The following is a 22765-nucleotide window of genomic DNA, read 5'->3' on the forward strand; positions in this document are numbered from 1 at the left end:
CGGACTCAGGCCTGGCCCGTGATCAGCACGATCCGGCCCATGTTGTCGTCGGCCTCCAGGAAACGGTGCGCCTCGGCCGCCTCCGCCAGCGGGAACGCGCGGTCGACGACGGGGCGGAAGCCGCGCGCGACCTCCGCCCACAGCGCGAGGGCGCTGGCGTCGTTGCCCGTGCGGACACCGAGGATCCGCTGGTTGAGCGTGTAGAGCCGGGCCAGGTTCAGCGGCACCGTCCCGCCGAGGAACGCCCCCGACGAGACGAGCACACCCTGCGGGGCGAGGACGTCGGTGAGGCGGGCGAAGATGTCCGGGTCGCCGAGGTCGTCGACGGCCACGGCGACGCCCGCCCCGCCGGTCAGGGCGCGGACCTCGTCGGCGAAGCCCTCGGCGGTGGGGTCGAGAGCCGCCTCGAGGCCCATCGCGAGGAGCCGCTCGCGCTTCCAGGCCGCGCGGGAGGTGCCGATGACCCGTGCGCCGAGGTGCCGGGCGAGCTCGGCGGTGGTGGACCCGAGGGCCGAGGCCGCGCCCGCCACGAGCACCCAGTCGCCCTTGCGCAGGCCGGCCTGGCGCAGCTGGTTCATCGCGACCGGCCCGGCGAGGGCGACGCCCGCGGCGGTCGCCGGGTCCAGGTCGTCGGGCAGCGACCAGACGGCGTCCGTGCCGACCGCGGTGTACTCGGCGTAGGCGCCGTGGGAGTGCACGCCGGCGATCCGCAGCGTCGGGCAGGCCTCCTTGCTGCCCGACAGGCAGGCCTCGCAGTTGCCGCAGCCCAGCACCGGCCAGACGGCGACGTGCTGGCCGACGTCGATCTCGCTCACGCCCATCTCGACCCCCGGACCGATCGCGACCACCGTGCCCGCGTGCTCCACCCCGAGGACGTGGGGCAGCTCCGGCGTGACGGGGTGCCGGCCCGCGCGCAGGGAGACGTCGAGGAAGCGGCCGACGCACACCGCCGCGACCCGCACGAGGACCTCACCGGGACCCACCTCCGGCACGTCGACCGTGTCGACGCGCAGCACGTCCGGCGGACCGAAGGCGTCGAACACGACCGCGGACATGGTGCGCGGGAGCTCGCGCGGCACCGACGGCCACGCGGCGGGAACGGGTCTCGCGGAGAGGGTCGTCATCGACAGGCTCCTTCCCTGGGCGGCTCATAGTGCACACACTTTGAGGGCCCGCGCAATGCGCTCCGGAGCCTCTGCCCACCTACCGGGGGACGCGGTAGCGCAGGTGCGTGACGCGACGACCCGGCACCGAGACATAGGGGTCCTCGAGCACGATCTCGGGGGCGTCCTCGCCGAAGAAGCGCTTCCCGCGCCCGAGCACGACGGGCACCAGGGAGATCTCGACCTCGTCGACGAGGCCGGCCGCCAGCGCCTGCCCGCCCACGTCCCCGGCCGTCACCGTGACGTCGGCGTCGCCCGCGAGCTCCTGCGCGGTCGCCACCGCGGCCTCGACGCCCTCGGTGACGAAGGTGAACGGGGCGGTGTCGAGGTACGGCCAGTCCGTGGGCACCGCGTGCGTCAGCACGACGACGTGGTCGCCGGCCGGCGGGCGCCCGTCCCAGCCTCCTGTGTGGTCGAAGAGGTGCCGCCCGCACACACCGGCGCGGACCTTCCCCCACTGCTCGCGGATCCAGGTGGCGCTCGCCTCGGTGGTGCGGAAGACGCGGTCCTCGTCCGCCGCGGTCACCTCCTCGGTGCCGGCGCCGAACCAGTCGAACAGCGGGCCCACCGAGTCGTCGGGACGGGCGATGAACCCGTCGAGCGACATCGTCGCCACCAGCAGCACGGTCATGGCGCTTATTCAACCACAACGTTGAGCAACCGGAGACCCCCGTCACACGTCCTCGTTTGGTAGACCGGCACGCGGCACGGAGTCGTGCCGGCGTCGTGTGCGAGGGGTAGTGCGGTGGAGTTCCGGCAGTCGAACAAGTTGCGCGACGTGTGTTACGAGATCCGCGGGCCGGTGGTCGAGCAGGCGAACCTGCTGGAGGAGGCGGGGCACAGCGTCCTGCGCCTGAACACCGGCAACCCGGCGCTCTTCGACTTCGAGGCGCCCGAGGAGATCGTCCAGGACATGATCCGGATGCTCCCGCAGGCGCACGGCTACACCGACTCGCGCGGCGTGCTGCCCGCGCGGCGCGCGGTCGCCGGGCGCTACCAGGCGCGCGGGCTCGACGTCGACGTCGACGACGTCTTCCTCGGCAACGGCGTCTCCGAGCTGATCTCGATGGCCGTCCAGGCCCTGGTGGAGGACGGCGACGAGGTCCTCGTGCCCGCGCCCGACTACCCGCTGTGGACCGCGGTGGCCACGCTCGCCGGCGGGCGCGCCGTGCACTACCGCTGCGACGAGTCGGCGGACTGGTTCCCCGACCTCGACGACGTCGCCGCGAAGATCAGCGACCGCACCAAGGCGCTGGTCATCATCAACCCGAACAACCCGACCGGCGCGGTCTACTCGAAGGAGGTCCTGGAGGGCCTGCTCGACCTCGCGCGCCGGCACGGGCTGATGGTGATGGCCGACGAGATCTACGACCAGGTGCTCTACGACGACGCGGTGCACCACGACATCGCCTCGCTCGCGCCGGACCTCGTCGTGCTGACGTTCTCGGGCCTCTCGAAGACCCATCGCGTCGCCGGCTTCCGGTCGGGCTGGCTGGTGGTCACCGGGCCGCGCCAGCACGCCCGCGACTACCTCGAGGGTCTGGCGATGCTGGCGTCCATGCGCCTGTGCGCGAACACCCCGGCGCAGTACGCGATCCAGGCCGCGCTGGGCGGGCGCCAGACGATCGGCGACCTCACCGCCCCGGGCGGGCGGCTCCACGAGCAGCGCGAGCGGGCGTGGACGGGGCTCAACGCCATCCCGGGCGTCTCCTGCGTCAAGCCGCGCGGCGCGCTCTACGCGTTCCCGAAGCTCGACCCCGAGCACTACCCGATCAAGGACGACGAGCAGTTCGTGCTCGACCTGCTGCGCGAGGAGAAGATCCAGGTCGTGCAGGGCACGGGCTTCAACTGGCCGACGCCCGACCACTTCCGGATCCTCACCCTCCCCCACGCCGAGACCCTCGACGACGCGATCACGCGGATCGGGAGGTTCCTGGAGACCTACCGGCAGGAGTGAGCCGGGCGACGTCGGGCACGCGGAACCTCCGGTATCGGGTACTGTGGGTACCTCCTACTGAAGGAGGACGACCCATGCTGGGCGACATCGCCGGTACCGCGCCCCTGCGCGAGGCCCTGGAGACCACGAACACCCTGCTCGAGCAGGTCCTCGAGGAGCTGCGCCGCGTGAACGCCGACGGCCTCGTCACCGTCGCGCAGGAGCTGCGCGCGATCCAGGACGCCCTGCCGACCGGGAGCACCTCCGCCGCCTGAGCGGAGGCGCGCGACGGGTCCCGCCCCGAGCGGGCCCGTCGCCCCCGCCGAGGAGCACGTTTCGGCCGTCCCCCCGTGGTCACCCCCCTCGCGGCGCCCAACCCGGTGCGCCCGGATCGAAAGGGACCACACCGGTGACCGCACTCCTCTTCGGCTCGATCAGCAGCGTCGCCGACTCCTCCGAACTGCAGCGCGAGGCCTTCAACGAGGCCTTCGCCGAGCACGGCCTGGACTGGAACTGGGACCGCGACGACTACCGGTCCCGTCTCGGGAAGGCGGGCGGCGAGGCCCGCATCGCCGACGAGGCGACGGCCCGTGGCGAGGACGTCGACGCCGCCGCGGTGCACGCCACGAAGTCGCGCATCTTCCGGGAGAAGCTGCGCACGCAGGCTCCGGCACCCCGTCCCGGCGTGCTCGACGCGCTGCGCGCGGCCAAGAGCCAGGGCTGGAAGACCGGGTTCGTCACGACGACGTCCCGCGACAACGTCCTCGCCCTGCTCGACGGGCTCCGGGCGACGGTCCGTCCCGAGGACTTCGACGTCGTCGTCGCCTCCGACCAGGTCGACACCCCCAAGCCCGACCCCGCCGCCTACGCCCTCGCGCTGACGACCCTCGGTGAGGACGCCGGCGCCGCCGTGGCCATCGAGGACAACGCCGACGGCGTCCGTGCCGCCGCCGCGGCCGGGGTCACCTGCGTCGCCTTCCCGAACGAGAACACCGCCGGTGGCGAGTTCCCCGAGGCGGCGCGTCGCCTCGACCGTCTGACCGTCGACGACCTCACCTCCCTCACCGCGGCCTAGCAGCCCCCCTCTCCACACCACCCGTCGACCACCGGCCACCCGGCGGTCCGATGGCGCACGCCCACATCACCCCGTTCAATCAGTTTCGGGAGACCGCGCCCATGACCGCCCAGCCGACACTCACGGCCACCGACACCGCCTTCCACGTCGAGGGTTACCAGAAGATCGATTACTCGCTCACCCTCGTCGACGGCGTGTTCGCGCCGGAGAACACCGGGCTGGCGGACGCCTACCGTCCCTACGGCCGCTGCCTCGCCGTCGTGGACGCCACCGTGGCCGAGCTGCACGGCGACGCGATGGCGGCCTACTTCGACCACCACGGCATCGACCTCACCGTCTTCGCCATCGCGATCGACGAGGCCGACAAGACCCTGCGCACCGCGGAGCGCATCGTGGACGCATTCGGCGACTTCGGACTGGTGCGCACCGAGCCCGTGCTCGTCGTCGGCGGTGGCCTGACCACCGACGTCGCCGGCTTCGCGTGCTCGATCTTCCGGCGCTCCACCGACTACATCCGCATCCCGACCACGCTCATCGGGCTCGTCGACGCCAGCGTCGCGATCAAGGTCGCGGTGAACCACGGCAAGGCGAAGAACCGGCTCGGGGCCTTCCACGCGTCCCGTCAGGTGCTGCTCGACTTCTCGTTCCTCGCGAGCCTGCCCGTCGAGCAGGTGCGCAACGGCATGGCGGAGCTGATCAAGATCGCCGTGGTGGGCAACGAGAGCATCTTCGAGCTGCTCGAGAAGTACGGCGAGGACCTGCTGGCGACCGGCTTCGGGCACCGGGACGGCTCGCCGGAGCTGCGCGAGGTCACGCACCGGCTGACCTACAGCGCCATCGAGACGATGCTGCGCCTCGAGGTGCCGAACCTCCAGGAGCTCGACCTCGACCGCGTCATCGCCTTCGGCCACACCTGGAGCCCGACGCTCGAGCTCTCCGGCGACGAGCCCTTCTTCCACGGGCACGCGATCAGCGTCGACATGGCGCTCTCGACCACGCTCGCGCAGCGCCGCGGCTACATCACCGCGTCCGCCCGCGACCGGATCCTCGGGCTGATGAGCCGCCTCGGGCTCTCTCTCGACAGCCCGCTGCTCACCCCGGAGGTGCTGGCCAAGGGCACCGACTCGATCCTGCAGACCCGCGACGGCAAGCTGCGCGCCGCGGTCCCGCGCCCGATCGGGACGACGCACTTCATCAACGACCTGGGCCCCGACGAGCTCGAGGAGACGCTCGCCGCGCACCGCGCACTGGTGGCCGACCACCCCCGCGCGGGCGCGGGTGTGGACACGTTCCGCCGATGAGTGCCCCGGCCCGCACGTCCGGTCCCCGGCCGGTGACCCCGGTCGGCATCCTCGCCGCCACGCTCGACCGGATCGCCGACGGCCTCGACGGCGTGGCGGACGTGCCCGACGACGTCCGCGCCGACCTGCGCCGCGCGCAGGAGCTCGCCGGCGGGCTCGACCCGTACCTCGAGCGCTGCACCACGCCCGAGTCGTCCGCGCTCGCCCGGCTCGCCGCGGTGACGCACGAGCACGACTGGGCGGGGCGCGACCCCGGGGCGGTGTTCCTCGAGCAGGAGATGCTCTCGGGGCACGTCGAGGGTCAGGCGCTGAAGATGCTCGTCGGAGCCACGCGGGCCCGGCGGGTGCTGGAGATCGGCCTGTTCACCGGGTACTCGGCGCTCGCCATGGCCGAGGCCCTGCCCGTCGACGGGCGGCTGGTGGCGTGCGAGCTCGACGCCGAGGTCGCCGACCTCGCCCGTCGGGCGTTCTCGGAGTCCCCGGCCGGCGGGCGCATCACCGTCGAGGTCGGGCCGGCCGCCGACACCCTCGCCGCGCTGGCCGCGGCCGGCGAGGAGTTCGACCTCGTGTTCGTCGACGCCGACAAGGCGGGCTACGAGGGCTACCTCGCGACGCTCCTCGACACCGGGCTGCTCGCCCCGCACGGCCTGGTCGCCGTCGACAACACGCTCATGCAGGGCGCGCCGTGGGTCTCCGGGGACCACGGCGCCAACGGGGACGCCATCGCCGCGTTCAACGACACCGTCGCCGCCGACCCGCGCGTCGAGCAGGTGCTCCTGCCGCTGCGCGACGGCCTGACCCTGATCCGCCGCAGCGGGTGAGGAGCACCGTGCCGACCACCGCACTGGAACCGATCGGCGTCGAGGTCACCGGCCTCGACCTCGCCACGGCCGACGACGCCCGGATCGACGAGCTGCGCACCCTGCTGGCCGAGCACGGCCTCGTCGTCGTGCCCGGGCAGGAGGGGCTCGACGACGACGGCCTCGCGGCGCTCCGGCGCCGCGTCGGGGACGCCCGGGTCGGGACCGCCCCCGAGCGCGGGGGCGAGGCGCTCTTCGGCGACCGGTACCGCGCCTACGAGACCCTGTCGTCGGACATCCGTATGCACCTCGCGGGGCGCACGGTCACCGACGGGGCCGGCGCCGAGCACCCGCTGTTCCGGCGGCACCCGGACACCGGGCGGACCGCGCTGCACCTCGCCACGCCCGAGCGCGGTGTGGAGATCAGCGGGATGGACGGCGGCGCGTCGCGGACGACGATCGGCTTCCTCCACGAGCACGCCACGGCCGCGGACACCGCCTACCGGCACACCTGGCGCCCGGGCGACGTCGTCCTCTGGGACCACGACCGCGTCCTGCACCGCGAGACGGTGGTGGCCCCGTGAGCATGCGCGCGGTCCTCGCCCACGCCCCGAAGACCCTCGGCGCGCTCGCCCTGCTGACCGTCCCGCTGCCGGTGACGCTGGCGGTCACCGGCGCGGCGCTGGTGCGCTCGCTGCTGGTCCCGCCGCGGCGCACGGTGGCCGACGACCCGCGCACCGTGCTCATCAGCGGCGGCAAGATGACCAAGGCCCTGGCCCTGGCACGCGCCTTCCACGCCGCGGGCCACCGGGTGGTGCTGGTCGAGTCGGCGACGTACCGGTTCACCGGGCACCGCTTCTCGCGGGCGGTCGACGCCTTCCACGTGGTGCCGGAGCCCGGCGCGCCCGGCTACGTCGAGGCGCTGCGCGACGTCGTGGTCGCCGAGGGCGTCGACGTGTGGGTGCCGGTCTGCAGTCCCGCGGCGAGCCGGTACGACTCGCTGGCGAAGCCGGTGCTCGCCGAGCTCTGCGAGGTGCTGCACCCCGACCCCGAGGTGCTGCGCATCCTCGACGACAAGGACCGCTTCGCCGAGGCCGCCGACACGCTCGGCCTCCCCGTCCCCGAGACCCACCGGGTGACCGCGGCGAAGCAGGTCGAGGACTTCGACTTCGACGCGCAGCCCGGGCCCTGGATCCTCAAGAGCGTCCCGTACGACCCGGTCGCGCGGCTCGATCTCACGACCCTGCCACGCCCCACGGCGGCCGAGACCGGGGAGTTCGCCCGGTCGAAGCCGATGTCCGCGGACACGCCCTGGATCCTCCAGGAGTTCACTACGGGCCGGGAGTACTGTACGCACAGCACCGTGCGGGACGGTCGCGTGCAGGTCTGGGCGTGCTGCGAGTCGTCGGCGTTCCAGCTCAACTACGCCATGGTGGACAAGCCGGAGATCGAGGAGTGGGTGCGCCGCTTCGTCGGTGCGCTGCGGGTCAGCGGGCAGCTGTCGTTCGACTTCATCGAGACACCCGAGGGCGACCTCGTCGCCCTCGAGTGCAACCCGCGGACGCACTCGGCGATCACGATGTTCCACCGCGACCCCGACGCCCTCGCCCGGGCCTACCTCGACGACCTGGACCCCGACCAGGGCCCGCTGACACCGCGTCCGGACAGCCGCCCGACCTACTGGCTCTACCACGAGCTGTGGCGGATGATCTCGCGCCCGTCGACGGCCCTCGAGCGCCTCGACGTGATCCGGCGCGGCACCGACGCCGTCTTCGACCGCGACGACCCGCTGCCGTTCCTGCTGCTCCACCACCTGCAGATCCCGTCGCTGCTGTGGCGCAACCTCGTCACCGGCCGGCCGTGGATCCGCGTGGACGTCAACATCGGCAAGATCGTCGAGCCGGCGGGGGACTGACGTGACCGCACTGCGCGTGCTGCACCTCGCCGGATCCGCCGTGAGCGACTTCCACGCCGACCTCTCGCTGACCTACGCCCGCGGCTGCCTCGCGGCCACCGCCGACCCGCAGCGCTACGAGGCCCACCCCGCCGTCGTCTCCCCCGACGGCCGGTGGCGCTTCCCGGCGTCCTTCGACGCCGACGTGATCGCCGCCGCGACACCCTTCGAGCCGGCCGACGCCCTCGCCCACCTGGGCGTGCTCGGGCTGGACGTCGTGCTCCCCCAGATGTTCTGCCTGCCCGGCATGACGTCCTACCGCTCGCTGTTCGAGGTGCTCGGCGTGCCCGTCGTCGGCAACGCCGGCGAGGTCATGGCGATCGGTGCGCGCAAGGCCGCGGCCAAGGCGATGGTCGCCGCCGCGGGCGTCGACGTCCCGGTCGGTGAGGTGCTGCGGCGCGGGGACCGCCCGACCGTCGCGCCGCCCGCGGTGGTGAAGCCCGCGGACGCCGACAACTCGCTCGGGGTGACGCTGGTGCGCTCCGCGGACGGCTTCCCGGGGGCCCTCGACGACGCGTTCGCGCACTCCTCGGAGGTCCTGGTCGAGGAGTTCGTGCCGCTCGGGCGGGAGGTGCGCTGCGGGCTGCTGGAGCGGGACGGCGAGCTCGTGGGCCTGCCGCTCGAGGAGTACCTCCTCGACGAGACGACCCGGCCCGTTCGCTCCTACGACGACAAGCTCGCCCCGTCCGACTCCGGTCTCCGGCTCGTCGCCAAGGACGACCCCGACGTCGTGATCGTCGACGCCGACGACCCCGTGACCGCCCGGGTGTGGGACGCCGCGCGCCGCTGTCACGTCGCGCTCGGGTGCCGGGACTACTCGCTCTTCGACTTCCGCGTCGACCCCGCGGGACGTCCGGTGTTCCTCGAGGCGAGCCTCTACTGCTCCTTCGCGCCCTCCAGCGTGCTCGCCGTCATGGCCGCGGCGGGCGGGATCGCGCTGGACGAGCTGCTGGCCACGGCGGTCACGGGTGCGCTGAAGCGCCGGTGACCGGTGTCCGCTGCGCACCCCAGGGCCGCAGGACCTCGTCGGCCCAGGCGGCGAGGAGGGGCTCGTCGTGGCTGACGGTCAGCACTCCGAGGCCTCGCGCGACCTCGTCGCCGATCACCGAGACCAGCGCCGCGGTGGTGGAGGCGTCGAGCATCGCGGTCATCTCGTCGCAGAGCAGGTAGGCGGGCGACGGGGCGAGGGCGCGCGCGAGACAGGCGCGCTGGAGCTGGCCGTCGGAGACCTCGTGCGGGCGGCGGCTGCGCAGCTCAGGGGTGAGCCCGACCCGCTCGGCGAGCTCGTCGGCACGGGAGCCGAGCGCTCGGGGGTCGCGCTCGCCGGCCGCGCGCAGGGGCTCGAGGACCAGGTCGTCGAGGGTCAGACGCGGGTCGGCGGCGGCGCGGGGCTGCTGGAACACCACGCCCATCCGTCGCCGCAGAGGAGCCGGGGCGCCGTAGCGGACGCGGCGCACCGGGGTGCCGTCGACGGCGACCTCCCCCGCCCACGTCGGGTGCAGCAGGGCGAGCATGCGCACGAGCGTCGACTTGCCGCAGCCGCTGGGCCCCGCGATGCCGACGACCCGTCCGGGCGCCACCGTGACGTCGAGGCCGTGCACCACGGGGTGGCCGCGGCGCCAGCCCCCGGTCAGCGCCCGGCCGTCGAGGCTCATCGCGAACCCCCGGCACAGGCCACGGCCCGCTCGCCGAAGGAGACCAGCGTCGGGTCGTCCGTGCACACCGCGGCGTGCTCGGGGCTCCGGACACGGAACGGGCAGCCGTCCGGCAGCGCCGAGAGCTGGGGCGGATGCCCGGGGATCGGGGTGAAGCCCTCGCCGGGCAGTGCGGCGATCAGGCCCCGCGTGTAGGAGTGCCAGGGGTCGGCGAACACTTCGGCCGCCGGTCCGGTCTCGACCAGCCGCGACGCGTACATCACCGCCAGGTCGTCGGCGGCGCGGCGCGCGGCACGCAGGTCGTGGGTGATCACCAGGACCGCCCGGCCCTCGTGGGCCGACGCCGCGAGCAGGTCCATCGTGTGGTCCACCAGCGGGCGGTCCAGCCCGGCGGTGGGCTCGTCGGCGAGCAGCACCGACGGATCCCCCGCGAGCGCCGCGGCCAGCCCGACCCGCTGCGCCGTGCCGCCCGAGAGCTCGTGCGGGTAGAGGTCGAGCGCGGCGGACGGGAGCTGGACGCGCGCGGCGAGATCGGCGACGTCGGTCCGGTCCCCGAGGTGGCGGACCGTCTCGCGCAGCTGCGACCCCACCGTCCGGGTCGGCGTGAGGAACGTGCCCGCCGACTGGCCGACCAGCCCGATCGCGCGCCCGCGCACCTCCTCGCGCAGCGTGCGCTCGTCGGCTCCCAGGAGATCCACCTCGCCGACCTCTGCCCGACCCCGCGTCTCCGCCGTCGCGGGCAGCAGGCCGGTCAGGGCCTCGGTGAGCACCGACTTCCCGCACCCGGACTCACCCACCAGCGCGAGCAGCCGCCCGGGGCGCAGGTCGAGGTCGACGTCGCTGACCGCACGCACCCACCGCACCGGCCTGCGCCCGAGGCGGAAGCGCACGTCGAGGCCACGGACGGTCAGCGCCGTGCGCGTCTCCACGGCGGTCACAGCGCCAGCTCCGAGCGCCGCCGGGGCAGGGTGCGGTCGCGCCACCACGCGGCGATGCCGGCGACGGACAGCGTCGTCGCGGCGAGCAGGGCCGAGGGGAACACCAGGATCCACCAGCTCCCGAGCAGGACGGCCTGGCGGCCCTCGGCGAGGATGTTGCCGATGCTGGCCAGGTGGGGCGGCAGGCCGAGCCCGAGGAAGCTCAGCGCGGTCTCGTGCCACACCGCGTGCGGCAGGATGAGCACCGCCGAGAGCACCGCGGGCGGCACGACGGCGGGCAGCAGGTGGCGACGCAGCACGCGCCACCGCGAGGCACCCCCGCTGACCGCCGCGTCGACGAACGGCCGGCTCCGCAACGAGAGCACCTCGGAGCGCACCACCCGGGCCACCGTCGTCCAGTGCGTCAGGCCGATCGAGGCGATCACCGCGAGCACGCTGCCGCGGTAGAGCGCGACGATGACGATGCCGAGCATCAGGTGCGGCACGGCGTTGACCCCGTCGACGACTCGCATCAGCACCCGGTCCGGCCAGCCCCCGAGCAGACCCGACACCGCCCCGAACAGGGTGCCGATCACGGTCGCGATCACCGCGCAGGACGCGGCGACGAGCAGCGAGATGCCGAGCCCCTTGAACGCCATCAGGGCGACGTCGCGCCCGATGCCGTCGGTGCCGAACGGGTGCGCGAGCGACGGTGGCTGCCGGATCGCGGTGTAGTCGACGAGACCCTGGTCGAGGCCGCCGAGCCACGGGACGAGCACGGCCGCGAGGGTGAGCGCGACCAGCCCGCCGACGCCCGCGACGAGGCGGGCGCGGCCACGGAACGCCGACCTGGTCCCCCGGACCGCGCCCGGGCGCCGTCGGGCCGCCGGGCGCCAGGGGTCGTCCTCGGCAGATGGCGGTGCGGGCCGAAGGTCCACCTCAGCCATCGGCGCTCACCCTCGGGTCCAGGAGCAGCACGGCGACGTCGGCGATCAGCGCGCCGGCGAGCACCGCGACCGTCGTCAGCAGGGTCAGGGCCGCGAGCAGCGGGAAGTCGACGGCCAGCGCGGCGGTGACGACGGCGGCGGCGATGCCGGGCCAGGAGAACACCGTCTCCACGAGCACCGCGCCCGTGACGAGCTCGGGCAGCCGGTTGCCGAGCACGGTGACGAACGGCAGCAGCGCCGTCGGCAGGGCGTGGCGCAGCACGACCACGCGCTCGGGCAGGCCGCGGGCCCGGGCCCCGGTGACGTGGTCCTCGTCGAGCGCCGCGATCAGCGACGACCGCGCGTGCAGCACGAGCCACGGCGTCTGCGACACCCCGAGCACCACGGCCGGCAGCACGATGTGCCGGGCGACTTGGTCGACCGTCGCCGGCGCCCCGGCGTCGGTGAGCCCCGCGACGGGCAGCACCGGCCAGCCGACCGCGAACACCGCGATGGCGCCGAGGGCGAGCACGAACGGCGAGAGGCCCTCGAGGGTGTGCCCGACGGCGGTGACGGCCCGGTCGAACCAGCCGCCCTGGCGCCAGGCCGCGACGATCGCCGCGACCAGCGACAGGACCACGCTGACCAGCAGCCCGAGGGTCACCAGCAGCAGCGTCCACGGCAGGCGCTGCGCGATCACCGTGGCGACGGGCTGGCGGAACGAGAGGCTCTGCCCGAGGTCGCCGGAGAAGACGCCGCTCACCCACCGGCCGAACTGCTCCCACACCGGGACGTCGAGGCCGAGCTGGGCCCGGGCGTTGGCGATGTCCGCGCCCGATGCGGAGAAGATGCCCGCGCCGAAGTACTGGTAGATCGGGTCGAACGGCGACACCGCGGCCAGCACGAACACCGCCATTGCGACGACGACGACCACCGGGACGGCCACAGCGAGCCGCCAGGCCACCAGCCGGGCGACCTCGCGGCCGCGGTGCCGTGCGGGGAGGGCCGCGACCGCACTGTCGGCCCCACTCCCGACCGCAGCCGTCACGAGCTGCACCCGCTCATGACTTGGGAGTCCAGTCCTCGACGTTCCACCACGGACCCCAGGTCGTGCCGTGGGTGTGCGGCTCGACGACGGGCTGGTAGCCGTCGAAGCGGTCGCGCGTGAGGTAGCTGTGGCCGAGGAAGGTCAGGAACACCATGCCCGGGTCCGCGGCGTAGGCGCTCTGGAAGCGACGCAGCTCCGCGGCGCGCGAGGCACGGTCGGGGGCGCGCTGGGCGGCGTCGAGGGCCGCGTCGACCTGCGCGTTCCGGTACGAGCCCGGGTTGTTGTACCCGTCGGCGGCGTTGCTGGAGTGCAGGAGCTGCCAGCTCTTGAACGCGGTGTCGAACGGGTTGCCGCCACCGAGCACGACGGCGTCGGTGCCCAGCCGCGGGTCGATCGCGTCCCAGCCGAGGCCCTCGAGCCGGACGTCGACGCCGATCGCCCGCGCGTCCGACGCGAACGCCTGGGCGAGGTCGCGGCGCACGGTGTCGCTCGCGCCGTACATGAGCGTGAAGCCGGCCGGCAGGCCGTTGCGCACCCGCACGCCGTCCGGTCCGCGCACCCAGCCCGCGGCATCGAGCATCGCGTTCGCGGCAGCCGGGTCGTAGGCGAACTGCGCGCCCGGCTCGACCTCCTCGGGCAGGACCTCGGGGATCGGCGTGGAGGCGGGCAGCCCCTGGCCCGCGAGCAGCGCGTCGATCATCCCCTGGCGGTTCACCGCGCGGTTGAGCGCCTGGCGGATCGTCGGGTCGGCGGTCACCGGGTTCGCCATCGGCATGGTGATCGTGCGGTAGTCGGCGCTGCTGTGCTCGCGCAGCGCCATGCCCTGCGCCCCGACCTGGTCGGCGATCCCGCGGGCCAGGGACGGCGGGAGCACGGTGCCGTCGAACTCACCGGAGGCCGTGCGCTGTGCGCGGGTGTTGTCGTCCTCGGCCATGACGATCGTGATCCGCCGGACCGCGGGGGCGCCGCCGTGGTGGCGCTCGTTCGCGTCGAGGATCATCGACGAGCCCTGGCGCCACTCGGTCAGCCGGTACGGGCCGGTGCCGACGGGCTGCGTGCCCAGGCTGAGGTTCGACGCCGGGCCGGGCGTCGCGAGCGCCTCCGACGGGACGATCGGCAACGTGAGCCGGCCCGGGAACAGCAGGAACGGGTAGGTCAGGTCGAAGCGGACCGTGCTCGGGTCGACCGCGGTGACCCCGCGCAGCATCGGGAAGCCGGAGCTGACGGTGGCCGCGCGGGCCGGATCGAGGACCGCGGTGTACGTCGCGACGACGTCCTGGGCGTCGAACGGCGTGCCGTCGTGGAACGTGACCCCGGGACGCAGCGGCACGGTCCAGGACAGGCCGTCGGGGGACGCGGCCGGCAGCGCTGCAGCGAGGTTCGGCTGCGGGCTGCGGTCGGCGTCGAACGAGATGAGGCCGTCGTAGATCTTCGACGCGCCCTCCTCGCCGTAGCCCATCAGCGGGTTGAGGTCGTCGGGCTCGTAGCCGTCGGCGAGCACCATCGCCGTGGGATCGCTGCCCGGGACGGGGCCGGTCGTGGGAGCGGAGCACGCGGAGATCGCGACTCCCACGACGGCGAGGAGGGAGACCACGACGAGCCGGACACGAGTCACGTCGCGGCACAGTAGGTCGCTCCTGTTGCGCTCTGCAACGGCTTGTCTTTCGCTGATGCATCACGTATGCAGCAAGCGCCCTCGACGCGACATCTCGGGGTGCGGGTTCGCCGCCGTCGACACCGGGAACCACGTTCCGTCGGCCGGCGCCGGGTCCACCCACGCGCTCTCGCGGGTCGACGCGACGGCCCCCGATTTGCATAAGATGTGCAACAGCACGCTGGCCGGCGCGACCCCAGCAGCGACCCGGACGGGAGACACCGGATGGCGGAGTACACCCTCCCCGACCTGCCCTACGACTACAGCGCCCTCGAGCCCCACATCTCGGGCAAGATCATGGAGCTGCACCACGACAAGCACCACAACACCTATGTCACCGGGCTGAACACGGCGATCGACGCGCTCGCCGAGGCCCGCGAGCAGGACACGATCGGCACGACGGCGCTGCTGTGGGAGAAGAACCTCGCCTTCAACTACGGCGGGCACATCAACCACTCGGTGTTCTGGCACAACCTCAGCCCGGACGGCGGCGACAAGCCGACCGGTGAGCTCGCCTCGGCGATCGACCGGGACTTCGGGTCGTTCGACCTGTTCCAGAAGCACTTCACCGCGGTCGCCACGACGATCCAGGGCTCGGGCTGGGCGATCCTCGGCGTCGACACGCTGACCCGGAAGCTGCGCATCTTCCAGCTCTACGACCAGCAGGCGAACGTGCCGCTGGGCATCGTTCCGGTGGTCATGCTCGACATGTGGGAGCACGCCTTCTACCTCGACTACTTCAACGTGAAGCCGGACTACGTCAAGGCCTGGTGGAACGTCGTGAACTGGGCCGACGCCGCCCAGCGCTTCGAGAAGGCGCAGGGCGTCTCGATCGCCTGACCCCTCCCGATCTCGCGCGGTGATCGTTCCGACAAGCGTCCGCCGCGCGGCGCGCGACGACCCCTCGAGCCCTCGGGCCGGGGGGTCGTCGTGTGTCAGGAGCCGGGCAGGGCGTCCAGCAGCTCGGAGCGGATCTCGGGACGTCCGGCGGCGACCAGGGTGAACGCCGCCTCGCGGGCCAGGCGGCGAGCCGGGTGCCGGCCGACGATGGCGCGGCTGCCGACCGCGACGGTCAGCGTCGCGGCGGCGCGGACGGCGAGCTCCGAGGCGGCGGCGCGCGCCGCCGGCATGCGGGCGGCGTCGGCGAGCCCCGCGTCGAGGTCGTCCCGCGCGGCGTCGAGAGCCTTGCGCAGGGCCGCGGCCGGTTCCGGCTCGCCCGCCTCCTCGACGAGCGCGGCACACCGCCCGGCCACCCCGAGCGCGAGGCAGCCGTTCACCCGCACGCCGGCGTGCCGGGCAGCGAGGAACTCGGCGCGCGTGGGCGTCGCCACCACCGCGTCGTCGCGCACCGACCAGCCGTCGACGTCGAGGCGGACTGTCCGGCTCCCGTTGGCCGCGGCGAGGTCGAGGGGGTGCACGGTGACGCCGCGGGCGGCCCGCGCGGGGACGAGGACGGACACCACCCGGGCCCGGTCGTCGTCGTCGTCGTCGGTGTCGGCGTCGGCGTCGGCCGTCGCCGCGTCCCGGGCGGAGACCAGCAGCAGGTCGACGATCCCCCAGCCCGTGACCAGCGGCGCCACGCCGTCGAGCCGCCAGCCGCCGTCGACCCGTGTCGCCCACAGCTTCGGTGGCTGCGGGATCGCGCCGGCGAAGGCCACCCCGCACCGGGTCGTGCCCCGGACGGCGTCGGCGAGGTGTCGCTCGCGCAGGGCGGTGTTCGTGGTGCCGGCCAGCCCGCGCACCACGCCGTGGTGCTGCATCCACGTGAAGGTCGTGGTGAGACAGGCGCCGGCGAGGGTCTCGACGATGCCGAGGAAGTCCTCGAACGGGACCTCCGGCCCTCCGAGCCCGGACGGGGCCGCCAGCCCGTAGAGCCCGGCGTCGGCCAAGGCGCGGAAGTGGCCCTCCGGGATCGTCGCGGTCGCGTCGACCTCGTCGGCCGCGGGGAGCAGCACGTCGGCGGCCACGTCCCGGGCCCGGTCCAGCACGTCACCCATGACACGCGAGGATAGCTCTCGGCTCGACAGGTAAGGTTAGCCTCACCTGCGGGCGTCCCGAAACCTCGCCGTCGTCGTCACCGGGGCCGCCCACGGCAGTGCGCTCGACTCCTGGCTCGGCGTGCACGCCGACGACCTCGTCCGCGAGAACGAGCCCCCGCCCGAGCAGGCCTGCCTCGCAGGCCACGTCGGGACGATCGACCTGCTGCGCCGCCGTCTCCGCACCGAGTTCGGGCTCCCCCGCCGCGCCGTGGCCACGAAGGCGCACTGGACCGAGGGGCGGAAGGGGCTGTGACCGTGCGCCCCGAACGGGGACGCTGGGCCCCATGACACACACCCCGGAGCACCTGGCGAGCATCGGCGACGAGGCGGCCCCCGAGCGGGTCGCGGCGCTCGACGCGCTGAGCGAGTGCGAGCAGGTCAGCACCGCCTGCGCGGTGGCGATGGCCGGGATCGGCGGCATGCCCGGTGAGCTGCGGCGGGCCCTGGACTGCGCCGACGTCTGCGCCGCCGCGCACCGCGTCCTCGCCCGCGGGCAGGGCGGCGACCTCGCCACGTTGACCGGCGTGCTCGACGCCGCCGCCGCGGCCTGCGACGCCAGCGCCGCCGCCTGCGGCGCGCACGCCGACCACCACGAGCACTGCCGCCGTCATGCGGAGTCGGCGACGGCGTGTGTCCGCGCCGTGAAGGCCCTGCGAGCGACCCTCTGAACCACGTTCTGAACCGTCGGGCCCCCGGTTACGCTCACGGCATGACCGGACCCGCCGCGCAGCGCACGGTGGCGGTCGACGACTACATCAAGGCCATCTACGCCAGCGACGAGCGCGGCGAGGGCCCGGCCACGACGACGGGCCTCGCCCGGCGTCTCGGGGTCGGCGCGTCCTCCGTGTCGGGCATGCTGCGCAAGCTGGCCGAGCAGGGGTTCATCGAGCACCGGCCCTACGGCGGGGTGCGGCTCACCGCCGAGGGCACGAGCGCCGCGCTGGACGTCCTGCGCCGGCACCGGCTCCTCGAGACCTACCTCGTCCGCGAGCTGGGCTACGGCTGGGACGAGGTGCACGACGAGGCCGAGGTGCTCGAGCACCACGTGTCGCCGACGCTGCTCGACCGCATGGACGCCCGGCTCGGCCACCCGCGCTTCGACCCGCACGGCGACCCCATCCCGGCCGCCGACGGCACCGTCGCCACGTTCTCGGGCCGCCGGTTCGCGACGCTCGAGCCCGGCGACCACGGCCGGCTCGTCCGTGTCGACGACACCGAGCCCGCGATGCTCACCTGGCTGCGCGAGCAGTCGATCGCGCTCGACGTGCGCCTGGAGCTCGTCTCGCGCCGCCCGTTCGGCGGGCCGTTCCTGGTGCGGGTCTCGGACGGGACGGCGGCGGACGCCGGGCGCGAGATCGACCTCGGACCGGAGCTCGCCGACTCGTTGTGGGTCGACGATGTCGTCGAAGGGGTGTTCCACCGGGCGCCGGCGACGTAGAGTTCGGCCAGCCGAACTTTCAGTCTCCTGCGCGGCGAAGTCGCCGCCGGACCCCGAGGTGGTGGCATGACGCTCGACGAGATGCCTCGCGACCGGCGTGGTGTGGTGACCGCCCTGGACACACGGGGCGCCGAGCGTCGCCGGCTCATGGACCTCGGCCTGCTGCCCGGGGTCTCGATCAGCGCCGAGCTCCGCAGCCCGTTGGGCGACCCCACGGCCTACGAGGTGCGCGGCACCCTCGTGGTGCTCCGCGGCCACCAGGCCCGCACGGTGCACGTCGAGCTCGAGGACCGCTGACCGTGGGCGGCCCGGGAGGGGGCACCGAGGACCTCCCGACGCCGCGGCCCGGCCCGGCGCAGGACACGCACGACTCCCACGACGCTGCCCCGGGCTGTGCCTCCTGCGCCCTGTCCACCGGCGGGGCCCGGCTCGCCCGGCTCGGGCTTGCCCCGGGACGCCACGACCACGTGGTCGCCCTGGCGGGCAACCCGAACACCGGCAAGAGCACCGTCTTCAACGCGCTGACCGGCCTGCGCCAGCACGTCGGTAACTGGTCGGGCAAGACGGTGGCGCGCGCCGAGGGCGGCTTCACCTACGGCGGTGCCCGCTACCGGATCGTCGACCTCCCCGGCACCTACTCGCTGCTGTCCACCAGCGCCGACGAGGACGTCGCGCGCGACGCGCTGCTCTTCGGGCGACCCGACGTCGTCGTGGTCGTCGTCGACGCGACGCGCCTCGAGCGCAACCTGCCGCTGGTGCTCCAGATCCGCCAGATCACCGGGCGGGTCGTCGTCGCCCTGAACCTCGTCGACGAGGCGCGGCGCCACGGCCTGACCGTCGATGCCCGGCACCTGACCCGCGAGCTCGGCGTCCCGGTCGTCCCGATGGCCGCCCGCCGCAACGAGGGCGTCCCGGAGCTGCTCGCGGCGATCGCGCAGGTGGCGGGCGCCCAGGACGCGCCGGCGCCCCTGCGCCTCGTGCACAAGGACCCGGCGCTGGAGGAGGCGGTGGCCGACCTCGCCGGCCGCGTCGCCGGCCAGTTCCCCGGCGTGCCCAACGCCCGGTGGGTGGCCCTGCGCCTGCTCGAGGGCGACCCGGGCATCGAGACCGCGGTCCGCGACGGGACGCTCGGCGAGCTGGCCACCCCGGCGGCCCCGGTGGAGCGTGCGGGATGAGCACCGACCTCCTCGACGAGGCGGCCCGGCTGCGCCGCGCGCTGCCCGACGACGTCGGCGACCGCGTCGTCGAGTCCCTCTACACCGACGCCGCCCGGCTCGCGTCCACCAGCGTCGACCGCGACGACTCCCGCGCCCGCCTCACCCTCGACCGGGCGCTCGACCGCATCCTCACCCACCGCGTGTGGGGCTTCGTCGCGATGGGCGTGCTGTTCTTCGGCGTCTTCTGGTTCACCATCGCCGGCGCGGCGGTGCCCTCGGACCTGCTCTACGTCCTGCTGGTGGAGAACGGCCACGCCTGGCTGCGCGACGTGTTCGTCGCGGCGGGGGCGCCGGCGTTCGTCACCGGACTGCTCGTCGACGGCGTCTACCTCGCGACGGCGTGGGTGGTCGCGGTGATGCTGCCGCCGATGGCGATCTTCTTCCCGCTGTTCACGCTGCTCGAGGACTTCGGCTACCTGCCGCGCGTGGCGTTCAACCTCGACCGGCTCTTCGCGCGGTCCGGGGCGCACGGCAAGCAGGCGCTCACGATGATGATGGGCTACGGCTGCAACGCCGCCGGCGTCACCGCGACGCGGATCATCGACAGCCGCCGCGAGCGGCTGATCGCGATCATCACCAACAACTTCAGCATCTGCAACGGACGCTGGCCGACCCTGATCCTGATGGGGACGATCTTCGTGGGCGCCGTCGTGCCGGCACAGCTCGCGGGTCTCGTCGCGGCCGGCAGCGTCGTCGCCGTCGTCATCCTCGGCATCGGCGTCACGCTCGCGGTGTCGTGGACGCTCTCGCGCACGGTGCTGCGCGGCGAGAGCTCGGTGTACTCCCTGGAGCTGCCGCCCTACCGGCCGCCGCAGCTCTGGCGCACGCTCTGGACCAGCATCGTCGACCGCACGCTCAAGGTCCTGAAGCGCGCGCTCATGATGGCGGCGCCGGCCGGTGCGGTGATCTGGCTGATCGGCAACATCCACCTCGGCGACGCGAGCCTCGCCGCGCACCTCGTGACCGCCCTCGAGCCGCTGGGCTGGGTGCTGGGCCTCAACGGCGTGATCCTGCTGGCCTACCTCGTGGCCGTGCCGGCCAACGAGATCATCATCCCGACGATCATCATGCTGACGCTGACGCTCGGTGCGAACACCGTGGGGGCGGCGCCCGGCGTGATGCTCGAGCTGGGCGACGACGCCGCGGTCGGCTCGGTGCTCGTGACCACCGGCGGCTGGACGCTGCTCACCGCCGTGAACCTCATGCTGTTCACCCTGCTGCACAACCCCTGCAGCACGACGGTGCTGACGATCTGGAAGGAGACCCGCAGCGCCCGCTGGACGGCCGTGGCGACGCTCCTGCCGATCGCGCTGGGGTTCGTCGTCTGCGCGTCCGTCGCGGGCGTGGTCCGCGCGTTCGGCTAGCGCCTCGTGCGTGGACGACGTCGGCCCCGGACCTCGCGCGGGGCGAGGGCCGGGGCCGACGGGTCGGACGGCTCGACTCAGACCGCGGAGGCCTCCGGGGCCCGGTCGGCGGTCTCGTTCTTGGCGAGCCGGCGCTCCACGAGGCCGCCGAACACGAGACCGAGGACGCCCCACAGCAGCGCCTGCGCGGTGAAGGACGCGACGCGGAAGGAGTAGAGGACGTCGGCGTCGAACCCCGGGTAGAGGATCGCCCCCGAGGCGTCCCGCAGCGGCAGCGGCGTCTCGGTGACCCGCGGGCCGCTCTCGACGACGTTGATCGTCAGCTCGCCGAGCCCCGGCAGCACCGACATCAGGATCGCCACGAGGCCGACGTAGACGACCCCGCCGACCAGGACGGCGTTCCACGTCCCGAGGCGCTCCCGCAGCAGCCGGGCCACGGCGACCGCGGCGGCGAGGAACACCAGCGAACCGATCACCATCACCAGGTACAGCGCGGTGCGATCACCGATGGTCTCGTCGCTGCCCACCGCCGGCGGGCTGGCCGGGTACTTGACGAACGGCGTCGCGTAGATCGTCAGGAAACCGGCGCCGGCCACCAGGAGCGCGAGGACCCGCGGCCGCAGGGCCACCCGGCCGTGCAGCAGCGTGTACGCGACGGCGAACAGCAGGCCGACGGCGATCCCGATGCCGACCATCCCGATGCCGACCCCGAGGGTGGCCTGGAGGCCGCGGCTGACGATCTCCTCCTCGCCACCGCCGGCTGGGGCCGCCCCACCCGCGACGGCCAGGGCCTCCTCGGCCTCGCCGCGACCCTCCTCGTAGGCGATCGCGGCGTCGATCTGCGGCTCGGCGAACACGAGCGCGAACAGCCAGGCGACGAGCCCGGCGACGCCGCCGGCGATCACGCCACGGAGCACGAACGAGCGTGCCTCCATCAGGACCCTCTCCTTCCTCGTGACTTCGGTGCCGACCGAGCCGGACTCAGTGGCAGGGGAAGCCGAGGAAGTGGCGGGCGTCGTGGACGAGCTCGTGGACGTAGCTCGTGTCGCCGAAGACCGAGACGGCGCCCTGGTCGATGCCGATGAAGAAGTAGAGCGCCAGTCCGACGAGGACGGCACTGATCAGCCAGGGCAGGGTCTCCGACGCGGGGACGGCGGTGGCCTTGGCGCGGGCGACGGCACCGGCAGTGGTCACAGGGTTCTCCTCGAAGCGCACGACGACGTCGCCGTCCACACCGGGCGGCGACGATTGCGAACGTAGGTGGCTCGCGCAACGATCGTCAACACCTCAGCAGGTGATGAGGTATGTCGCCTGAGCAGCGCGTGTCACCCGGGGTCAAGCGCTCCCGCTCCGTTCTACTGCAGTCGGTTGGCAACGGATGCAGAACTGCTTCTGCGTCAATGCGCGTGGGGGCGCGGTCGACCAGGGCCGGGGCGGCGGACGTGCTCAACGCGCTGCCGCCCGTCGTGGTCGGGCTCGTCGTCGCCGCGCTGAGCTTCCTCGGCCTGGGCGCGGCGCCCGACTCGCCGGAGTGGGGCGCGGTGCTCGCGGACTCCCTGGCCTACGTCGAGCGGGCGCCGTGGACGATCATCGCCCCGGCCACCGGGCTCGTGCTGCTCGCCCTCGTGGTGGCCCTCGTGCGCGTGACCCGGACCAGCAGTTAGGAAGCACCCGTGCGACTGCACCTGCTCGCCCACGCCGCCACCGGGGCCTCCCGGGCCGCCCGCTTCCCGCGCGACGAGCCGCTCGACGCCGGGGGCCGGCGCACCGCCGGGGAGCTCGCGGGACGTCTCCGGGAGCCGGATCTCCTGTGGTGCGCACCGCCGGCCCGGTGTCGGGAGACGACGGCGCTCGCGCTGCCGGGCCGGCAGCCCGACGGCGACGCCCCGACCGGGCCCGACCCCGGGGCCTGGGCCGGGCGGTCCCCTGCCGACCTGGCCGCCGAGGACCCCGCGGCGCTGCAGGCGTGGATGACCGACGCCGAGGCGGGGCCGCCGCACGGTGAATCGCTGCGAGCGCTGGTCGACCGCGTCGCCGGCTGGATGGACGGTCTGCCGGGCGAGGAGCGCTCCGTCGGCCTGGCCGTCGTCGACCCGCCCGTCGTCCGGGCCGCCGTCGCCCACGCACTCGGGGCCGGACCGGCCGGGGCGTGGCGCGTGGACGTGGCCCCGCTGACCCTCGCCGTGCTCACCCGACGCGGCGGGCGGTGGAACCTGCGCTCGCTCGGTTGTGCGCCGCCGATTCGCGAGCCCGACCCCGATCGCCCACACTGACGCGG

General features: G+C 73.9%; 27 protein-coding genes. 17 read left to right on the forward strand and 10 right to left on the reverse strand.

The features are described from left to right. Nucleotides 1-5: 5 nt before the first annotated feature. Both OG774_RS14485 and OG774_RS14490 read right to left on the reverse strand, forming a co-directional pair. Nucleotides 6-1124, reverse strand: coding sequence for a quinone oxidoreductase family protein (locus OG774_RS14485; RefSeq protein WP_328310569.1), 1119 nt, complete (start codon nucleotides 1122-1124; stop codon nucleotides 6-8). 79 nt (nucleotides 1125-1203) lie between these two features. Next, the gene (locus OG774_RS14490) at nucleotides 1204-1794 is read right to left on the reverse strand and encodes a dihydrofolate reductase family protein (protein WP_328310571.1); all 591 of its coding nucleotides are present in this window, start codon (nucleotides 1792-1794) and stop codon (nucleotides 1204-1206) included. A 114-nt stretch (nucleotides 1795-1908) separates the two neighbouring features. On the opposite strand from OG774_RS14490, the gene OG774_RS14495 reads away from it, so the two are divergent. The 8 genes from OG774_RS14495 to OG774_RS14530 all read left to right on the forward strand — a co-directional run bounded on the left by OG774_RS14495 (nucleotide 1909) and on the right by OG774_RS14530 (nucleotide 9217). Further along, nucleotides 1909-3120, forward strand: a complete 1212-nt coding sequence (locus OG774_RS14495; RefSeq protein ID WP_328310573.1) for a pyridoxal phosphate-dependent aminotransferase — start codon at nucleotides 1909-1911, stop codon at nucleotides 3118-3120. 74 nt (nucleotides 3121-3194) lie between these two features. Beyond that, nucleotides 3195-3374, forward strand: a complete 180-nt coding sequence (locus OG774_RS14500) for a hypothetical protein (protein WP_274192727.1) — start codon at nucleotides 3195-3197, stop codon at nucleotides 3372-3374. 134 nt (nucleotides 3375-3508) lie between these two features. Then, the gene (locus OG774_RS14505; RefSeq protein ID WP_328310577.1) at nucleotides 3509-4174 is read left to right on the forward strand and encodes an HAD family hydrolase; all 666 of its coding nucleotides are present in this window, start codon (nucleotides 3509-3511) and stop codon (nucleotides 4172-4174) included. A gap of 101 nt (nucleotides 4175-4275) precedes the next feature. Continuing rightward, complete coding sequence (locus tag OG774_RS14510; protein WP_328310579.1) at nucleotides 4276-5475, forward strand: sedoheptulose 7-phosphate cyclase; 1200 nt, start codon at nucleotides 4276-4278, stop codon at nucleotides 5473-5475. Then, nucleotides 5472-6296, forward strand: a complete 825-nt coding sequence (locus OG774_RS14515; protein ID WP_328310582.1) for an O-methyltransferase — start codon at nucleotides 5472-5474, stop codon at nucleotides 6294-6296. Before OG774_RS14510 ends, OG774_RS14515 begins: the two co-directional genes overlap by 4 nt. An 8-nt stretch (nucleotides 6297-6304) precedes the next feature. Then, nucleotides 6305-6859 carry a TauD/TfdA dioxygenase family protein gene (locus OG774_RS14520; RefSeq protein WP_328310584.1) on the forward strand — a complete coding sequence of 185 codons (555 nt, stop codon included), beginning with the start codon at nucleotides 6305-6307 and terminating at the stop codon, nucleotides 6857-6859. A 2-nt stretch (nucleotides 6860-6861) separates the two neighbouring features. Then, nucleotides 6862-8190: an ATP-grasp enzyme gene (locus tag OG774_RS14525; RefSeq protein ID WP_328310957.1), complete on the forward strand. Its 1329-nt coding sequence runs from the start codon at nucleotides 6862-6864 to the stop codon at nucleotides 8188-8190. Nucleotide 8191: 1 nt separating this feature from the next. Then, nucleotides 8192-9217 carry a D-alanine--D-alanine ligase family protein gene (locus OG774_RS14530; protein WP_328310585.1) on the forward strand — a complete coding sequence of 342 codons (1026 nt, stop codon included), beginning with the start codon at nucleotides 8192-8194 and terminating at the stop codon, nucleotides 9215-9217. Here the strand turns inward: OG774_RS14530 and OG774_RS14535 are convergent. The 5 genes from OG774_RS14535 to OG774_RS14555 are packed head-to-tail and all read right to left on the reverse strand — an operon-like array spanning nucleotide 9192 to nucleotide 14390. Then, nucleotides 9192-9884, reverse strand: coding sequence for an ABC transporter ATP-binding protein (locus OG774_RS14535; protein WP_328310586.1), 693 nt, complete (start codon nucleotides 9882-9884; stop codon nucleotides 9192-9194). The genes OG774_RS14530 and OG774_RS14535 overlap by 26 nt on opposite strands. After that, entirely contained in the window at nucleotides 9881-10822 is a 942-nt protein-coding gene (locus OG774_RS14540; protein ID WP_328310587.1) for an ABC transporter ATP-binding protein, read from the reverse strand. The genes OG774_RS14535 and OG774_RS14540 overlap by 4 nt, the downstream gene beginning before the upstream one ends. Continuing rightward, nucleotides 10819-11748 carry an ABC transporter permease gene (locus tag OG774_RS14545; protein ID WP_328310589.1) on the reverse strand — a complete coding sequence of 310 codons (930 nt, stop codon included), beginning with the start codon at nucleotides 11746-11748 and terminating at the stop codon, nucleotides 10819-10821. The genes OG774_RS14540 and OG774_RS14545 overlap by 4 nt, the downstream gene beginning before the upstream one ends. Further along, complete coding sequence (locus tag OG774_RS14550; protein ID WP_328310591.1) at nucleotides 11741-12775, reverse strand: ABC transporter permease; 1035 nt, start codon at nucleotides 12773-12775, stop codon at nucleotides 11741-11743. Before OG774_RS14550 ends, OG774_RS14545 begins: the two co-directional genes overlap by 8 nt. 13 nt (nucleotides 12776-12788) lie before the next feature. Then, nucleotides 12789-14390, reverse strand: coding sequence for an ABC transporter substrate-binding protein (locus OG774_RS14555; RefSeq protein ID WP_328310593.1), 1602 nt, complete (start codon nucleotides 14388-14390; stop codon nucleotides 12789-12791). A gap of 264 nt (nucleotides 14391-14654) precedes the next feature. On the opposite strand from OG774_RS14555, the gene OG774_RS14560 reads away from it, so the two are divergent. After that, nucleotides 14655-15269: a superoxide dismutase gene (locus OG774_RS14560; RefSeq protein WP_328310595.1), complete on the forward strand. Its 615-nt coding sequence runs from the start codon at nucleotides 14655-14657 to the stop codon at nucleotides 15267-15269. A gap of 95 nt (nucleotides 15270-15364) precedes the next feature. Here the strand turns inward: OG774_RS14560 and OG774_RS14565 are convergent, their stop codons facing one another. After that, entirely contained in the window at nucleotides 15365-16426 is a 1062-nt protein-coding gene (locus OG774_RS14565; RefSeq protein WP_328310597.1) for an acyl-CoA dehydrogenase family protein, read from the reverse strand. 121 nt (nucleotides 16427-16547) lie between these two features. Here OG774_RS14565 and OG774_RS14570 point away from each other — a divergent pair, with 121 nt between their 5' ends. The 6 genes from OG774_RS14570 to OG774_RS14595 all read left to right on the forward strand — a co-directional run bounded on the left by OG774_RS14570 (nucleotide 16548) and on the right by OG774_RS14595 (nucleotide 20487). After that, complete coding sequence (locus tag OG774_RS14570) at nucleotides 16548-16721, forward strand: hypothetical protein (RefSeq protein WP_328310599.1); 174 nt, start codon at nucleotides 16548-16550, stop codon at nucleotides 16719-16721. A 31-nt stretch (nucleotides 16722-16752) separates the two neighbouring features. After that, on the forward strand, nucleotides 16753-17136 hold the full coding sequence (locus OG774_RS14575) for a hypothetical protein (protein WP_328310603.1): 384 nt from the start codon (nucleotides 16753-16755) through the stop codon (nucleotides 17134-17136). A 41-nt stretch (nucleotides 17137-17177) separates the two neighbouring features. Further along, complete coding sequence (locus OG774_RS14580) at nucleotides 17178-17906, forward strand: metal-dependent transcriptional regulator (protein ID WP_328310605.1); 729 nt, start codon at nucleotides 17178-17180, stop codon at nucleotides 17904-17906. A gap of 66 nt (nucleotides 17907-17972) precedes the next feature. Continuing rightward, nucleotides 17973-18203: a FeoA family protein gene (locus OG774_RS14585; RefSeq protein ID WP_274191114.1), complete on the forward strand. Its 231-nt coding sequence runs from the start codon at nucleotides 17973-17975 to the stop codon at nucleotides 18201-18203. A 2-nt stretch (nucleotides 18204-18205) separates the two neighbouring features. Further along, nucleotides 18206-19081, forward strand: coding sequence for a FeoB small GTPase domain-containing protein (locus OG774_RS14590; protein WP_328310609.1), 876 nt, complete (start codon nucleotides 18206-18208; stop codon nucleotides 19079-19081). Then, nucleotides 19078-20487, forward strand: a complete 1410-nt coding sequence (locus OG774_RS14595) for a nucleoside recognition domain-containing protein (protein ID WP_328310611.1) — start codon at nucleotides 19078-19080, stop codon at nucleotides 20485-20487. The genes OG774_RS14590 and OG774_RS14595 overlap by 4 nt, the downstream gene beginning before the upstream one ends. Nucleotides 20488-20564: 77 nt before the next feature. Here the strand turns inward: OG774_RS14595 and OG774_RS14600 are convergent, their stop codons facing one another. Together OG774_RS14600 and OG774_RS14605 are read right to left on the reverse strand one after the other, a co-directional pair. After that, entirely contained in the window at nucleotides 20565-21422 is an 858-nt protein-coding gene (locus tag OG774_RS14600) for a CbtA family protein (protein WP_328310613.1), read from the reverse strand. Nucleotides 21423-21468: 46 nt separating this feature from the next. Beyond that, entirely contained in the window at nucleotides 21469-21681 is a 213-nt protein-coding gene (locus tag OG774_RS14605; protein ID WP_274192713.1) for a CbtB domain-containing protein, read from the reverse strand. A gap of 212 nt (nucleotides 21682-21893) precedes the next feature. Between OG774_RS14605 and OG774_RS14610 the strand changes: the two genes are divergently transcribed. Further along, entirely contained in the window at nucleotides 21894-22151 is a 258-nt protein-coding gene (locus tag OG774_RS14610) for a hypothetical protein (RefSeq protein ID WP_328310616.1), read from the forward strand. Nucleotides 22152-22160: 9 nt separating this feature from the next. Continuing rightward, nucleotides 22161-22760 carry a histidine phosphatase family protein gene (locus OG774_RS14615; RefSeq protein ID WP_328310618.1) on the forward strand — a complete coding sequence of 200 codons (600 nt, stop codon included), beginning with the start codon at nucleotides 22161-22163 and terminating at the stop codon, nucleotides 22758-22760. The last annotated feature ends 5 nt before the right edge of the window (nucleotides 22761-22765 follow it).

The organism is Actinomycetospora sp. NBC_00405, from assembly GCF_036044095.1.
In the GTDB taxonomy this organism is placed as follows: domain Bacteria; phylum Actinomycetota; class Actinomycetes; order Mycobacteriales; family Pseudonocardiaceae; genus Actinomycetospora; species Actinomycetospora callitridis.